General features: G+C 71.9%; 15 protein-coding genes. 8 read left to right on the top strand and 7 right to left on the bottom strand.

Features of this window, described 5'->3' with window-relative positions; translation table 11 throughout:
- Complete coding sequence (locus ACFYW9_RS03705; protein ID WP_389144259.1) at positions 1–492, top strand: hypothetical protein; 492 nt, start codon at positions 1–3, stop codon at positions 490–492.
- Between the two features lie 248 nt (positions 493–740).
- Positions 741–1,112, top strand: coding sequence for an alpha-amylase (locus tag ACFYW9_RS03700; RefSeq protein WP_351860565.1), 372 nt, complete (start codon positions 741–743; stop codon positions 1,110–1,112).
- A gap of 43 nt (positions 1,113–1,155) precedes the next feature.
- Here the strand turns inward: ACFYW9_RS03700 and ACFYW9_RS03695 are convergent, their stop codons facing one another.
- The 3 genes from ACFYW9_RS03695 to ACFYW9_RS03685 form a co-directional block, all read right to left on the bottom strand.
- Complete coding sequence (locus ACFYW9_RS03695) at positions 1,156–1,815, bottom strand: hypothetical protein (RefSeq protein WP_389144255.1); 660 nt, start codon at positions 1,813–1,815, stop codon at positions 1,156–1,158.
- Complete coding sequence (locus ACFYW9_RS03690) at positions 1,812–3,461, bottom strand: serine/threonine-protein kinase (protein ID WP_389144252.1); 1,650 nt, start codon at positions 3,459–3,461, stop codon at positions 1,812–1,814. The genes ACFYW9_RS03695 and ACFYW9_RS03690 overlap by 4 nt, the downstream gene beginning before the upstream one ends.
- 129 nt (positions 3,462–3,590) lie before the next feature.
- Complete coding sequence (locus ACFYW9_RS03685; protein WP_389144249.1) at positions 3,591–4,448, bottom strand: oxidoreductase; 858 nt, start codon at positions 4,446–4,448, stop codon at positions 3,591–3,593.
- A 210-nt stretch (positions 4,449–4,658) separates the two neighbouring features.
- Between ACFYW9_RS03685 and ACFYW9_RS03680 the strand changes: the two genes are divergently transcribed.
- Positions 4,659–5,399 (top strand): flavodoxin family protein, encoded by a 741-nt coding sequence (locus ACFYW9_RS03680; RefSeq protein ID WP_351860557.1) that lies wholly within the window; start codon positions 4,659–4,661, stop codon positions 5,397–5,399.
- A 97-nt stretch (positions 5,400–5,496) separates the two neighbouring features.
- Here ACFYW9_RS03680 and ACFYW9_RS03675 read toward each other — a convergent pair whose 3' ends face one another.
- Complete coding sequence (locus ACFYW9_RS03675) at positions 5,497–6,066, bottom strand: WHG domain-containing protein (protein WP_351860554.1); 570 nt, start codon at positions 6,064–6,066, stop codon at positions 5,497–5,499.
- Positions 6,067–6,137: 71 nt separating this feature from the next.
- Here ACFYW9_RS03675 and ACFYW9_RS03670 point away from each other — a divergent pair, with 71 nt between their 5' ends.
- Positions 6,138–6,629, top strand: a complete 492-nt coding sequence (locus ACFYW9_RS03670; protein ID WP_389144244.1) for an FBP domain-containing protein — start codon at positions 6,138–6,140, stop codon at positions 6,627–6,629.
- A 256-nt stretch (positions 6,630–6,885) separates the two neighbouring features.
- Here ACFYW9_RS03670 and ACFYW9_RS03665 read toward each other — a convergent pair whose 3' ends face one another.
- Positions 6,886–7,545, bottom strand: coding sequence for a hypothetical protein (locus tag ACFYW9_RS03665; RefSeq protein WP_389144240.1), 660 nt, complete (start codon positions 7,543–7,545; stop codon positions 6,886–6,888).
- A gap of 403 nt (positions 7,546–7,948) precedes the next feature.
- Here ACFYW9_RS03665 and ACFYW9_RS03660 point away from each other — a divergent pair, with 403 nt between their 5' ends.
- The 3 genes from ACFYW9_RS03660 (at position 7,949) to ACFYW9_RS03650 (ending at position 11,002) form a co-directional block, all read left to right on the top strand.
- Positions 7,949–8,368 carry an ATP-binding protein gene (locus ACFYW9_RS03660; RefSeq protein WP_389144237.1) on the top strand — a complete coding sequence of 140 codons (420 nt, stop codon included), beginning with the start codon at positions 7,949–7,951 and terminating at the stop codon, positions 8,366–8,368.
- A gap of 114 nt (positions 8,369–8,482) precedes the next feature.
- Positions 8,483–9,004, top strand: coding sequence for a hypothetical protein (locus ACFYW9_RS03655; protein WP_389144234.1), 522 nt, complete (start codon positions 8,483–8,485; stop codon positions 9,002–9,004).
- 105 nt (positions 9,005–9,109) lie between these two features.
- Positions 9,110–11,002 (top strand): glycoside hydrolase family 15 protein, encoded by a 1,893-nt coding sequence (locus ACFYW9_RS03650; protein ID WP_389144231.1) that lies wholly within the window; start codon positions 9,110–9,112, stop codon positions 11,000–11,002.
- 48 nt (positions 11,003–11,050) lie between these two features.
- Here ACFYW9_RS03650 and ACFYW9_RS03645 read toward each other — a convergent pair whose 3' ends face one another.
- Entirely contained in the window at positions 11,051–11,872 is an 822-nt protein-coding gene (locus ACFYW9_RS03645) for a maleylpyruvate isomerase family mycothiol-dependent enzyme (protein ID WP_389144228.1), read from the bottom strand.
- A 326-nt stretch (positions 11,873–12,198) separates the two neighbouring features.
- Between ACFYW9_RS03645 and ACFYW9_RS03640 the strand changes: the two genes are divergently transcribed.
- Positions 12,199–12,561 carry a DUF1330 domain-containing protein gene (locus ACFYW9_RS03640; protein ID WP_389144225.1) on the top strand — a complete coding sequence of 121 codons (363 nt, stop codon included), beginning with the start codon at positions 12,199–12,201 and terminating at the stop codon, positions 12,559–12,561.
- A gap of 138 nt (positions 12,562–12,699) precedes the next feature.
- On the opposite strand, the gene ACFYW9_RS03635 is transcribed toward ACFYW9_RS03640, so the two are convergent.
- Positions 12,700–13,920, bottom strand: coding sequence for a carbohydrate-binding protein (locus ACFYW9_RS03635; protein WP_389144222.1), 1,221 nt, complete (start codon positions 13,918–13,920; stop codon positions 12,700–12,702).
- Positions 13,921–14,113 lie beyond the last annotated feature (193 nt).

Below are 14,113 nucleotides of genomic sequence, written 5' to 3'. Positions count from 1 at the left end.
ATGCCGCCGCGGTCCCGTGACCTCGCCGCGCTGCGCCGCTTCGCCGAGGCCCACATCGGGGCCCACGCCCGCGCGGCCACCGTGCACGCGGACGCCGCCTGCGCCTGCCGGCAGACGCAGTGCGCCTCCCACGAGGGCAGCCAGGTGCACTGCATGGGCAGTGTGCTGTTGGTGCTGCGCCATGATCCGGCCATTGCCCAGGTGTGGAACCTGATGGAAGTCTGCGCCGCCTGCGCCCCGTTGATGACGCACACCCGCGTCCTGGGCCGCGCGGTGCCGCGCACCCGTACGCCGTCCGCGCCCTCCGCGCCGACGGCCGCCGCCGGTGCCCCCGCGGCCGCTCCTGCGGTCCCCGGCGGATTCAGCGCCCCGAGCGGCCCCGGTTTCAACAGCGCGGACGCACCCCCGGCACCGTCACGTCGCCGTGCCGGCGGACATGGCCGCCCCCAGCCCCGGCAGGGCCGGCGGGACCAGGGCAGATCTCGCGGCTGACCGCCCGGCCGGCCCGCACCGGGCCGACCCGCGGTCCCGCCGTCACCGGGCCGGCCCCGCGCACAGGTCGTACCGGAGGGGGCGCAAGGCCCAGGTCGGGACATTTTCGTGAACGGCACCTGTTCGGTTGAGAGTTCATCATCGACTGAAAGGCGTTGCATGGCTTTGCGCAATTCTTGCAGGCGTTGCAAGGTGGCACGCGGCGCGGCTCCACGGCCGCCGCTCCCGCCGACCCGAAGGACGCCTCCATGTTCACCACCAGCCGCCTCATCCATCCGCGCGGGCTCAGGACGGCTCTGGGGCTGTCCGTCGCGATCGTGGGCCTGATGGGTGCCGCCGAGGCGCCCGCCGTCGCGCGAGACGCCGTTCAGGGGGCCCTCGCGGGCGATGCCGTCGACGCGACCCCCGTTCCGGACTGCGTCCACCACTACAGCGACTGGCGCTACACGACCGTCGTCAACGACTGCGACACCACCGTCGACGTCACCGTCCAGTACACCGACGGCCAGGGCGCCCCGTGCCGCACCCTGCTGCCCCGGGCGATCGCCACCTTCGCCGGCTACGGCCCCCAGCTCAACTACGTCACCGGTCTGAGCGCCTGCACACCGTCGAGCGTGTGAGGGCGCCGCACGCCCGGCCGGCCCGGGCGGGTGCCCGGCCCTGTCACGGGCAGTGGTACGTGAGCTTCGTCGACACCGTGCGGCGCACCGGCGACAACAGGTGCAGCTCGGCGCGTGCCGCGTAGCGGCCGTTGCCCTGGAACGTCCACAGCAAGTGCAGTCGCGCCCGCTTCTGGTGACGCGTCAGATCCTCGTGCAGGACGTCCGAGGAGGTGCCGTCGCTGCGGACCCAGCGGTACGTGAGTTCGCCGGGACTGCCGTTGGTGGTGACGACGCCCGTGATGTCGGCGGTCTCGTCGCATCCGGGCGAGGGCGACACGGCGGCGACCGCGACGCTTTCCACCCCGAGGGACGGCTCGGAGCGATGCCACAGGAGAAGGGCGACGACGGCCAGCAGCACCACGGCCGGCAGCACGTGCCGGCGCCAGGTCCGGCGGCGTACCGGCACGGCCGCGGGAGTCACGGCGACCCGGCGCACGGTGTCGGCGTTCACGCCGGGGCCGAAACGCAGCAGGGTGCCCTCGACCCGGTCGGGCGCGACGGCCCCGGCCTCGGCGCCCGACAGCGCGACGGTGGGCGGACTCCCGGTGAGGGCGAGCGTGTCGGAGGAGTCCGGCCGCTGGATCCAGTGGCTGCCCAGCACGGTCGCGCTGTAGTCGTCGTCGGGGGAGTGGGCGCCCGGGGCGCCGGAGTCGTCGTTCATCGCAGGGAGCACCGCCGGGTCAGGAGCTGTTGCCAGGCGCCGCCGTCGGCGGAGGCCGGCTGGGTGCCCGCCCGGACTCCCCAGTAGCAGCCCGCTCCCTGGAACGTGTGGTCGAGGACGATGGTGTACTGGGTCGAACCGCTGCGCCGGTACGTCTCCGCCGCCCCGTCCTGGGTTCCGGCCTGCCCGCTGACCTCACCGGTGAACCACGCGACCGTGAGGGTGACCGGCCCGGTGCCGTCGGTGGTGACGGTGGCCGTCGCCGCCGCGGTCGCCGTGCCCGTCTGCCGGAACTCGCCGAAGGTGACGGACTTGACGTTGACGGTGAGGGTGGGCGACGGAGATGTCGTGGTGGGCTCGGACGTCGTCGTGGCCGGCGGTGTCGGAGGCGCCACGGTGGCCGGCGCGGACGCCGAACCGGACGCCGAGGCCGACGCCGACGGTTCCGCGGTGGTGTCCGTGGCCGAACCGGAGGGCGAGGGCGGAGCCGACGCGGACGACGAGGAGGACGGTGTCGAGGACCCGGGGTCCGCCGTCGCCGTGGGGCCGCTGTCACCGGCCGGCCGCGCGCTGGTGGTGGCCAGTGCCTCCGCGGCCCTTCGGGGTGTGCCGAAGTCCGGGGCGTGCCGGTCGACGCCGTACGTCAGCAGGAGGGCCGCGACGAGCGCGGCCCCGGACACGAGCAGCGCGCGCAGACTCGGCTGCCAGGCCCGGAGCCAGTCGGGTGCCCTGCCGAGGACCGTGCGCGCCGCGTCCGTGGCGTGGCGCGGCACGGAGGGGGCGGAGGGGACCAGCAGAAGGCACAGGGCCGCGAGCGCCGCGAGTCGCCGGCGGCCGCGCTCCTCCCAGTCCGGGCCGTACGCGCCGCCAGCCGTGGCCTCGAGTTCCGCGACGAAGTCCTCGGCGTGGGCGGGCCGTTGGTCGGGAGCCTTGGCGAGGCCGCGCTGGACGAGGGAGCGGACCGGCTCGGGGACCTCGTCGGCGGGGATGACCCCGTCCACGTGCTGGAGGGCGAGTTCGGCCAGGTTCTCGCCCGTGTAGGGCTTGCGGCCGGTCAGGCACTCGAAGAACGTCGCGGTCGCGGCGTACACGTCGGCGGCGGGTGAGGCGGGGGCGCCGGTCCACTGCTCGGGAGCCATGTACGACGGCGTGCCCGCGATGCCGGCCGTGGTGCCGTCGGTGGCGGCGATCCCGAAGTCGACGAGCTTCGACGTGCCGTCGGTGCGGACGAGGACGTTCTCCGGCTTGTAGTCGCGGTGGACCACGCCGAGGCGGTGGGCGTCGGCGAGGCCGAGCAGTGAGCCCTTGAGCAGGACGAGAGCGGCTTCCGGTTCGAGGGGGGCCTGCCGGCCGAGCAGGGTCCGCAGGGACACCCCGTCCACCAGTTCCATGACGATGGCCGCGCCCTCCGGCCCCTCCACGTACTCGTAGAGACCGGCCACATGGTCGCTGCGCAGCCCGCCGAGCAGCCGCGCCTCCGCCCGGAACTCCCGCACGAAGCCCGGACGGGTGCGCAGCGACTCGCTGAGGTACTTGACCGCGACCGGATGGCCGGTCTCCTCGTGCACGGCCAGCGCGACGCGCCCGCTCGCCCCCGAACCGAGCTCGCGGGACTCGGTGTAGCCCGGTACCGCCCAACCGCTCATGACCCATGCCTCCCCGGGACGTGGGGCCCGTGAGGCATTCCGGTGCCCCCGCGCTCCAGTCGTGTGCTGTGAGACACGATCGGGGCCGCTTCGGTTGCAGGCGGCGCGGAACGGATCGCCCGGTGTCGGTCACCCCAGTTCGGCGAGGTCCTCGGCGGTCAGTTCGAGTGCTCCGGCGGCGATGTTCTCCTCCAGGTGCGCCAGGGAGCCGGTGCCGGGGATGAGGAGGATGTTGGGCGACCGGGCCAGCAGCCAGGCCAGGGCCACCTGGGGCGTGGTCGCCCGGTGGCGGGCGGCCACGGCCTCCAGGTGCTCGGCGGTGACCGGCTGGAAGCCGCCGACCGGGAAGAAGGGCACGTAGGCGACACCGGCCTCGGCGCAGGCGTCGACGAGGGGATCGTCATCGCGCCGCGACAGGTTGTAGAGGTTCTGGACACAGGAGATCGGCGCGATCTTGCGGGCCTCGGCGAACTGGTCGGCCGAGATGTTGGAAACACCAAGATGCCGGATCAGGCCCTCGTCCCGCAGCGCCAGCAGCGCTTCCAGCGGCTCGGCCAGAAAGGCCCCGCCGGCTTCGCCGACATCACCCATCCGGAGGTTCACCACGTCCATCCGGTCCACTCCGAGCGAGCGGAGGTTCGCCTCGACACCGCGGCGCAGATTGCCGGCGGTCAGGCCCGTCTTCCGGTCCGCGGGCAGGGCGATGTCGGCGCCCTCCACCAGGGCGCCCACCTTGGTCACGATCACCAGGTCGTCCGGATAGGGGTGCAGCGCCTCCCGGATCAGCTCGTTCGCCGACACACCGTCACGTGCGTAGTAGTACGAGGTGTCGATGTGGTTCACCCCGAGTTCCACGGCGCGGCGCAGGATGCCCAGTGAGGTGTCCCGGTCCGGCCGCTCGCCGCGCGGCCAGCCGGTCAGCTTCATCGCGCCGTAGCCGATGCGCGCGACGCCCAAGTCGCCGCCGAGTTCCCATCGTTCAGTCATCACGACCTTCACACTAGTGCCGCGTCCGGCCGTATCCGCACGGCGCGCGACACTCCGGTGCGCGCCCTGTGCGAGGTGTTCCCGTGAGTCGGTCGAGGACGAGCCGGGGCGTACGCGAGACGCTTCCCCTGAGCACCGTCCGGACCCGGCAACCGGGTCGCCTCCGTTTCCCGGCCCGCACCGCCGCGGCCCCGCACCAAGGAGTCACCCGTGACCGAGTCACCTTCGACCTCGGCAGCCGACGACGCGTACCGCTTCGAGGACCTGCGCGCGCTGTTCATCAACTGCACCCTCAAGCCGGCGCCCCGGCTGAGCCACACCGAAGGCCTGGTCGACAGGAGCAGCGCGATCATGGAGGCGCAGGGAGTCACGACCGAGGTCGTACGCGCCGTCGACCACGACATCGCCCCGGGTGTCTACCCGGACATGACCGAACACGGATTCGCCGTGGACGACTGGCCCGCCATTCAGGAGCGGGTGATGGCCGCCGACATCCTCGTCCTCGCCGGGCCGATCTGGCTCGGTGACAACAGCTCGGTCACCAAGCAGGTCGTCGAGCGGCTCTACAGCGGCTCGGGACTGCTCAACTCCGCGGGTCAGTACGCCTACTACGGGCGCGTCGGCGGCTGTCTGATCACCGGCAACGAGGACGGTGTGAAGCACTGCGCGATGAACCTCCTCTACAGCCTCCAGCACCTCGGCTACACCATCCCGCCGCAGGCCGACGCCGGCTGGATCGGGCCGGCGGGACCCGGCCCCTCGTATCTCGACCCGGGCTCGGGCGGTCCCGAGAACGACTTCACCAATCGCAACACCGCCTTCATGACCTGGAACCTGATGCACATGGCGGCCCTGCTGAAGCGGTCCGGCGGCATCCCCGCCCACGGCAACCAGCGTTCGCGATGGGACGCGGGCTGCCGCCCGGACGCCCCGAATCCCGACTACCGCTGAGGCACGGACCGCGGGCGGATGCTCCTGTGCCGGACACCGGCGGTGTCGACGGTTGTCCGGCACGGGAACGGGAAACGCGGGCCGCCGGGCGCCGGACTCAGGGCGCGGGCCAGTTGCGCAGCAGGGCGTCGAGGGCGTCCAGGACGCGCGCCCAGCTTTCCCCCGAGTCAGGGGCGCTGTGGCTGAAGCCTCCACTCGACTCCAGGCTCACATAGCCGTGGAACACACTGCCCAGCATCCGGACCGCGTGAGTCTCGTCCGGTTCCGTGAGGTCGTAGCCCCGCAGGATCGCCCGCATCATCCGCGCGTGCCTGACGCCCGCGCTCGCCGCCGCGGTCTCGGGGTCGAGCCTGAGCTGTGCGGCGGCGTAGCGGCCGGGGTGTTCCCTGGCGTAGTCGCGGTAGACGTTCGCGAAGGCGGTCAGCGCGTCCCGGCCGGCCCGGCCCGCCAGCGCGGCGGCACCCCTCTCGGCGAGTTCGTCCAGGGCGAGCAGGGCGATGCGGGTCCTGAGGTCCTGTGAGTTCCTGACGTGCGAGTACAGGCTCGCCACCTTGACGTCGAACCGCCTGGCCAGCGCCGAGACGGTCACCTGATCGAAGCCGACCTCGTCGGCCAGCTCCGCCCCCGCCCGTGTGAGGCGTTCGGTGTTCAGTCCCGCGCGGCCCATGTCCTTCCTCTCCCTCGGCGTAACCGATTATGCATTTGCCTAAAGCTTTTAGGCAAATTACCGTGAGCTATATGAAGCCGTTGACCGAGCAAGAGATCCGCACCGCGTTCGTGAACTGCAGCAAGGGTGAGGCGAAGCGCCTCTCCGTCCCGCGCGACCTGGCGGAACGGCCCTGGGACGACCTGGACTACCTCGGCTGGCGGGACCCCCAGGCACCCGACCGCGCCTACGTCGTGGCCGAGTCGGGTGACGGCCTGAAGGGCATCGTGCTGCGCTGCCCCGGCGCGACGGTGGGGCAGTTGCGGCGCAGTATGTGCTCGATGTGTGTGACCACCCACACCGGAGGCGTCTCCCTGATGGTCGCGCCCAAGGCGGGTAAGGCCGGGCAGCAGGGCAACTCGGTCGGTGCCTACATCTGCAGCGACCTCGCCTGTTCGCTGTATGTGCGGGGCAAGCGGGACGCGGGCGCCGGAGGGCGGATGCACGAGTCGCTGACGCTGGAGGAGAAGATCCGGCGGACCGTGGCGAACCTCGCGGCGTTCATCGCCAAGGTGACGGCCTGACCCGTGCGCCGGACGGCGGCGGGCCGCGGCGTGAACGCCGCGGCCGCGGCACCGGACTTCACCGGCTCCCGCGGAACCTCGTCAGGTCCTCGCGGCGGCGGGGACCGCCTTCGGGAGAGGGCGCGTCAAGGGGTGGGACGCGTGGTCGCGCGGGACACACGCCGAGGGTCCTCGCGAGCGCCCGGCCGTTCGCCCGCAGGGCCCGGGAGGCCGGGTGGACGCGCGGGTCCCGCACGGCGAACCGGGGTCGATCCGTTCAGGCGCTGTCCGTCTTCGCCTCTGCCTTGACCTTCGCCTCCGCCTTCGCCGGCTGGTCCGTGCCGGGCGACGGCTCTTCGGTGTCGACGGCCGTGTAGAACACGGAAGTGCCCTGCTTGGCGCGGTGCGCGTGGCTCTTGGCCACGAGGTTCTCCAGGGTGGTCCGGACGACATTGGTCTGGATGCGACGCTCGGGGTGGGTCTGGCCCAGTGCCGTGGAGACCTCGGCGGCGGAGCGCGGTTCCCGCTGCTCCGTGAGATAGCGGCGGATGAGTTCGATGAGGGTGGGCTGCGTGGAGGCGGCCTCGGCCGCGGGCTTTTTGGCCGCGGACGTCCGCGCCGTCGTGGCCTTCGCGCCGCCGGCCTTCCTGGTCCGTGCGCGCTTGCCCTCGGCGGACTTGCCGGGAGTCTTCTGGCGGGGCACCGAGGTCGCCGCCGTCGGCTCGGGGCCGGTCTCGACGGGCGCGGTGGTGGCCCCCAGCGCCTGATGCAGGTTGGTCAGGACGGCGTGGTCGTGGCGCAGGGCGTTCAACTGCTCCTGAAGCGCCTCCATTTCCCCGCCGATGCGCTCCTGTTCCTTGGCGTTGCGCTCCAGGTCGGCGACCACCTGGGCCGTGTACTGCGATGTCAGTTCGGTGGGAGTCTTGGTGTCGGGCACGATGGGACCTCTCTTCGACGCGCGGTCGCACATGAACACACCGGGAAGGTGCCGTGGGGCAGGGCGTGTTGGTGTCGACCGGGCTGCATGGCTGGGCGACCGCACGTGGTGCGTATGCCCCGGCTTACAGATAGTACGGACAGTGTTGGCCCGTTGTTCCTTTCGCGTGCGGGTTCGCCCCAAAGGGGAGTTCGGGCCGTTCCGCGGGACCGACTCCCTCCGTGCCGTCCGGGCTCCGTTCCGGGCACATGAGTGCCCTGCCCGAACTCCTCGGCGGGGCGGGCGCGGAGGGCCGCCGGGATGTGCCGAGGCGATCGGTGACGGTGCCGACTGTACGCATGTCCCGTGGGTACACGACCCGTACGAGGGGCACGGACGACACCGACGGAAGCGAGGTCGCGTCATGGCGGTCAAGGCGATGGGCTGGGCGCACTCGTTCCCGGTCTCCGGAGGGGTGAGCGCCGGACGGCGCTGGACCCGTGCGCACCTGGAGTCCCTGGCGTGGACGGCGGAGGAGCCCGAGACGGTGGACGCCGTCGTGCTGACGGTGTCCGAGCTGCTCACCAACGCCCACATCCACGCCCGGAGCGACGCGCGTCTCGTCCTCACCTGGGACGGCGACTGCCTGCACGTGAGTGTCCACGACGAGGACTCCACACCGCCGCTCCAGCGTGACCCGGAGCCGGGAGCGCTGTCCGGCCGCGGGGTGGGCATCGTGCGGATGCTCGCCGACGAGTGGGACATGAAATGCCAGCGGCACGGGAAGACGGTCACGGCGTGTTTCCGCCCGTCCGGCGCCCGGCGGCGCGGTGACGGCGGCTGAGCCTGGCCTTTTCCCTGTCGCCCCCCGCACCGCGTACGGCGAGAGTCCGCCGGAGCCCGCCCGGACGGCCCCGCCCGCCGGGCGTGGCCCCGGCCCGCCGCCTATCGTGAACGGGTGAGTGGCTCCAGCGTTCCGCCCGAGCGCGGGGATGGCGCGTACCGGCCGGAACACCAGCGGACCGACTACGCGGGCGCCATCTACGGCTCCATCCTGGCCGCCTCCGTGGTGGCCACGGCCGGAACGACGGGGGAGTACCCGCGGCTCGAGGCCGTCGTGCTGCTGGTGGTCACCGGCCTGGTGTTCTGGGCGACGCATGTCTACGCGCAGATCGCCGGGGAACGCATCGTCGGCCAGCGCTGGTCGCTGCGCCAGATCCGCCGGATCGGCACGCACGAGTGGTCCATCGTCGAGGCGGCCACCCTTCCCGCCGTCGCCGTGGCCCTCAGCGCCGTCTTCGGGACGAGCGTGGGCACGGGCCTGTGGATCGCCCTGGGCATCGCCGTGGCCCAGCAGATCATGTGGGCGTGCCTCGGAGCCGTCCGCGCCGGCGCCTCGCGCGGGCTGGTCGTCGCCGAGGGCTTCGTCAACCTGGCCCTCGGCCTGATCATCGTCGCCGCCAAGGTCGTCCTGCACTGAACCCGCGCGAGCCCCCGTGAACACCCGGGAAAACCCCCGAACGCGGACGACTCGTTAGCCTGGAGCGGAGGGGGAGGCTCGGGTGACGGCCCAGAGGAGGCCGGTATGGCCAGTACGGCGGACATGAACTCCGGGGTCGGAGCCGACGGCGGGACCCATGGCGCGCCCGGTGGCCCGTACGGCACGGGCACCCCCCGCTACCTGCCGATCGCCGACCACGGCCTGATCGGCGACCTGCGCAGCGCGGCGCTGGTCGGCACCGACGGCACCATCGACTGGTACTGCTGCGAACGCTTCGACGCGCCCAGCGTCTTCGCCTCGATCCTGGACGCCGACCGGGGCGGCCGCTTCGAACTCGCCGCGGACGTTCCGGCACGGACGAAGCAGTTCTACTTCCCCGACACGAATGTGCTGATCACCCGGTTCTTCGCGGACGACGGGGTCGGGGAGATCCAGGACTTCATGCCGGTCGTCGACGACTCGCGCGAGGCCGGCCGGCACCGCCTGATCCGCCGTGTGGTGTGCGTCCGCGGCACCCTGCCCTTTCGCGCGCGCGTCGCCCCCCGTTTCGCCTACGGGACGGTCCCGCACACCGTGCACGTCGACTCCGGCCAGGCCGTCTTCACCACACCCGCGCTCAAGCTGGCCCTGACGGCCACGGTGCCGGTCGAGGCCGCGGGGCAGGACGTGTGGTCGCTGTTCAAGCTGCGCGAGGGCGAGTCCGCGGTCTTCGCCCTCGACCGGATCACCGACGAGGTGGCTCCGCGGTTCTGCGCCGTGACGGAGGCCGAGCGGGACTTCAAGGCCACCGTGCGCTACTGGCGGCACTGGCTGTCGCAGTCCCGCTACCGGGGCAGGTGGCGGGAGATGGTGCACCGTTCCGCCCTCACACTGAAACTGCTCACGTACGCCCCCACCGGCGCCATCATCGCCGCGCCGACCACCAGCCTGCCCGAGCGGATCGGCGGTGAGCGCAACTGGGACTACCGCTACGTGTGGATCCGCGACGCCGCGTTCTGTGTGTACGCGATGCTGCGCCTGGGCTTCACCGACGAGGCCGAGGCCTTCATGGGTTTCCTGTCCGAACACGTCCAGACCGGTATACCGGAGGACATCGGCCCGGAGGGCCCGCTGCAGATCATGTACGGCATCGACGGTCGTCGTGACCTGCCCGAACGCGAGCTGACCCACCTCGAGGGCTATCGCGGGTCCGCGCCCGTACGGATCGGCAACGGCGCCGTCGGCCAGCTCCAGCTCGACATCTACGGCGCCCTCGTCGACTGCCTCTACCTCTACGACAAGTGGGGGCAGCCCCTGTCCAGCGCGCACTGGGACAACATCCGCGGGCTGGTCGACTGGGTGTGCGCGAACTGGGACCAGCCCGACGAGGGAGTGTGGGAGACCCGCGGAGGCCGTAAGCCCTTCCTCTACTCCCGCGTCATGTGCTGGGTGGCCATCGAACGTGCCATGCGGCTGGCCCGGCACCGTGGCCTGCCCGCCGACGTGCTGCGCTGGGGCGAAGCCCGCGACACGATCTACCAGCGGATCATGAGCCAGGGCTGGTCCACCAGGCGCAACGCCTTCACCCAGTGCGAGAACAGCGACATCCTCGACGCGTCACTGCTGATGATGCCGCTCGGGAAGTTCATCTCCCCCACCGACCCCAAATGGCTCGCCACCCTCGACGCCCTGGGCGAGGACCTGGTCTCCGACTCCCTGGTCTACCGCTACGACCCGCAGACGAGCCCCGACGGTCTCCAGGGCGAGGAAGGCACCTTCTCGATCTGCTCGTTCTGGTACGTGGAGGCACTCACCAGAGCGGGCCGTCTCGACGAGGCCCGGCTCGCCTTCGAGAAGATGCTCACCTACGCCAACCACCTCGGCCTCTACGCGGAGGAGATCGGCCACACCGGCGAACAGAGCGGCAACTTCCCCCAGGCCTTCACCCACCTCGCCCTCATCAGCGCCGCCTTCAACCTCGACCGCAGGCTCGGCTGACCCCCGCGGGAGGACCGCGGAGAGCGGGCCCGTGCGGGGGCGGTGCGCTCAGGGCGCGGTGAAGAGGCCGGGGAAGCGGGGCGCGAGCCAGGGCTTGCGGCCACGGACGAGGATGCGGCCGCGGAGAAGGGGGCTCACCTGGCCCTGGCGGCCGAGGGCCATCAGGAGGAAGGTGACCGGCTCGATGGAGATGGTGCAGTCCGGTCCCGCCGGCGGCCGCTCGTCGACGGCCACCACGCCGTCGGCCAGTGTCACGCCGAACGCGCCGCCGCCCCACAGCCGTATGACGTACCGGGCGTTCATGCCGGCGGTGTTGCGCGGTTCGGTCACCCGCGGCATCGCCGTGAGCAGGAACGGCAGGGTCAGCTCCACCCGGGCCCGGTCGAGCATGTGCGGCCGCCCCAGCGCGCGGGCGAGGTCGTAGCCGTGGCCGAGCATGTGCGTGAGCAGGTACGACCCGAGTTCCGCCGGACTCATCGGGCCCAGCGGAGTGACCACGGGGCCCTCCAGGACGCCTTCGCCCAGTGACGCGGCACAGGCGTCGGCGTGTTCGACGATCATCGCCGCGAGGGGTTCGGCCCGCCGCTCCCCGAACTCCGCCAGCGACCGTTCGTTGGCCCCGGCGAGGCTCTGCGGGGTGCCGTCCCCGTAGGGGCGCGCGTGTCCCGCCGCGAGCTGGGCCATCAGCTCGTTGGCCAGCGCCAGATGTGCGGCCGCCTCGCCGACACTCCACGTGGCCCCGGGGATCCGGCGTTCCATGTCCGCGTCGGCCCGCAGCAGCGCGGCGATGTCCTCGGCGGTCTCGTGCAGCGCCGCACCCAGTCCCTCGGGCAGTTGCCTCCGCACGTCCTGCCCAGCCACCGAGTCCACGTCGTTCGCCTCTCCTGCCGGCCCCTCCTCACCCGGGCCGCGGGCAGACCGTGATGAGGCGAGGCGCCATTTGCCCACCGGGCGTACAGAAGACCAGGCATCGGCGGCAGCTACAAGACCCTGAACAGGGAGAACGCGCGTGGCCGACGGGAATCCGAGGGCAAAGAGGGCATTCGCCCCCAGGAGCGGGGTCTGATGGGGCAGGGGATTTCACGCGGCCCGGCCACGCGGCCTGAGTCACCGCTTACCTCCCGGGTAATCGACGCCCTCCCGCGCGCCTGGCAAGGTCGTCCGCGTACGGAGCCCGAACGGCCGGAAGGGATGCCATGACCGCGTACGCCATAGCCCACCTGCGGGAAGCCGCACCGCACCCGGAGATCGCCGAGTACATCGAGCGGATCGGCGCCACCTTCGAACCGTACGGCGGCCGCTTCCTCGTGCACGCCACGCGGCACGAGGTGGTGGAGGGCGGCTGGCCCGGCCACGTCGTCGTGATCGGCTTCCCCGGCATGACCGAGGCGCGCGCCTGGTGGGACTCACCCGCGTACCGGGACATCGCCCCGCTGCGCTCGCGGCACATCGAAGGGGACATCGTCCTGGTCCCGGGCGTGCCCGAGGGCTACGACCCGGCGGCCACCGCGAAGGCGATGAGGGAGGCACTGCGTGCCGGCCCCGGGGTCACGCGATGAGGGGACGGAGCCGCCCGGATCCCGGGTGACGCCGTCCCCTCAGGGGTACGGCCCTGCGGCGGGCCGAGGGCCGGCGGAGCCGGACGGGGCGCCCGTGGGGGCGTCCCGTCCGGAGCCCGTCCGGAGCCGGTCAGGTGGTCAGCAGGCGCCCTCGTCCTGCCACGGACCCCACTCGGCGCCGGTCGGCGCCTCGTTCTGGGTCCACCACTTGGCCTTCCAGTTGTGGTTGTCGTACGAAGCCTCGTTGCCGGCGGTGTAGACCGTGGCCGGGTTCCAGGCCGTCTTGCAGGCGCTGCTCGGCGGCGTGGGAGTCGGGGGCGGGGTGGGCGTCGGGGTACCGGTGGGCGGGGTCGCGCCGGCGAACTTCACCGAGTACTTCGCGAAGTCCCAGGAGTTCTGGGCCACGCTGGAGCAAGTGCCCGACGTACGACCGCCGTTGTCGGCGGGGGAGCACTGACGGTCGCGGTTGAGGGACCAGAAGGTGAAGCGGTCCATCCTGTGGCTCGTGGCGAAGTCCAGCACCGTCTGGAAGTCGGCCTGGGGGAAGTACTCGCCGGTGTCACTGCGCCCGTTCATGCCGGAGAAACCCTCGTGGGCGTAGGCGGTCGCCTGGTCCCAGCCGAAGGTCGACTGGAGGATCGTGTTGAAGTTGGCGAGCGCGCCGGTCTGGGCCGTGGCGCCGTTGAAGCCGCCGTCGAACGGCATGATGGAGAAGTTGTTCGGGGTGAAGCCCTGCGCCTTCGCCTCCAGCAGCATCTGCTTGCCGAACCAGCCGGTTCCGTCAGCCGTTCCGGCCGTGGTGACCGACACGTACAGACCCGGGTTGTTCTGCTGGAGGATCTTGGCGGCGCCGATCTCGTTCCTGACGGCCGCCGTGTTCTCGTACTCCGGCTCCTCGAGGTCGAAGTCGATCGCGTGCAGCCCGTACTTGGTGATGACCTGCTGGTACGCGGCGGCGGTGGCGGCCGGGTCCGAGCAGGCCTGGCCGAGCTTGGTGCCGCCGTAACCGCCGATCGAGACGGAGACGTCGCCGCCCTTGGCGCGGATGGTGTTGATGACCGACTGCACGGCGGTGTCCGAGGACACCGCGGCCGTTCCGTCCCAAGTCGGCGTGCAGCCACCACCGTTGGGAGCGAGGATGAAGGCGAGCTGGAAGGCCTTGAGGCCGGTCGCGTCCATGATGGCGCCCGCGTCCGGCGGGTCGTTGTCCAGCGGCATCAGGTAGGGGGCGGCGGCGTACCACCGGTTGCCGAGCGCGGTGGTCGCGCCCGAGGCGCTGCCCGCGACGAGAGCGGTCGTGCCGACCGCGGCCAGGCTCACGGCGGCAGCCGCGCCCAGACATGCGCGAAGACGTCTCACTGTGCCTCCAGAGGGGTGGGGGAGTCCCCAGCTTCCGGGCCCTGTCGCGATCACGTCAATATGTTGGACTAGACCAAATGGACCTTTGGACTAGACCAGGTGAACTCTTTACCCGGCCGTCGTTCCCGCACGGCTCGCCTGCGGCTCGCGGACGGTTCGCGGGCCGTTCGCCCGCGGCCCGGGGCTCCAACTG

Source organism: Streptomyces sp. NPDC002698, assembly GCF_042888945.1.
GTDB lineage: Bacteria > Actinomycetota > Actinomycetes > Streptomycetales > Streptomycetaceae > Streptomyces.
The sequence above is the reverse complement of the archived record's forward strand: the minus strand, read 5'-3'. Positions and strand labels throughout refer to the sequence as shown.

What these genes read in the sequence shown, in the direction of transcription:
- ACFYW9_RS03705 (WP_389144259.1), top strand. Translation starts at nt 1, where the DNA reads ATGCCGCCGCGGTCCCGTGACCTCGCCGCGCTGCGCCGCTTCGCCGAG.
- ACFYW9_RS03700 (WP_351860565.1), top strand. Translation starts at nt 741, where the DNA reads ATGTTCACCACCAGCCGCCTCATCCATCCGCGCGGGCTCAGGACGGCT.
- ACFYW9_RS03695 (WP_389144255.1), bottom strand. Translation starts at nt 1,815, where the DNA reads ATGAACGACGACTCCGGCGCCCCGGGCGCCCACTCCCCCGACGACGAC.
- ACFYW9_RS03690 (WP_389144252.1), bottom strand. Translation starts at nt 3,461, where the DNA reads ATGAGCGGTTGGGCGGTACCGGGCTACACCGAGTCCCGCGAGCTCGGT.
- ACFYW9_RS03685 (WP_389144249.1), bottom strand. Translation starts at nt 4,448, where the DNA reads ATGACTGAACGATGGGAACTCGGCGGCGACTTGGGCGTCGCGCGCATC.
- ACFYW9_RS03675 (WP_351860554.1), bottom strand. Translation starts at nt 6,066, where the DNA reads ATGGGCCGCGCGGGACTGAACACCGAACGCCTCACACGGGCGGGGGCG.
- ACFYW9_RS03670 (WP_389144244.1), top strand. Translation starts at nt 6,138, where the DNA reads ATGAAGCCGTTGACCGAGCAAGAGATCCGCACCGCGTTCGTGAACTGC.
- ACFYW9_RS03660 (WP_389144237.1), top strand. Translation starts at nt 7,949, where the DNA reads ATGGCGGTCAAGGCGATGGGCTGGGCGCACTCGTTCCCGGTCTCCGGA.
- ACFYW9_RS03650 (WP_389144231.1), top strand. Translation starts at nt 9,110, where the DNA reads ATGGCCAGTACGGCGGACATGAACTCCGGGGTCGGAGCCGACGGCGGG.
- ACFYW9_RS03640 (WP_389144225.1), top strand. Translation starts at nt 12,199, where the DNA reads ATGACCGCGTACGCCATAGCCCACCTGCGGGAAGCCGCACCGCACCCG.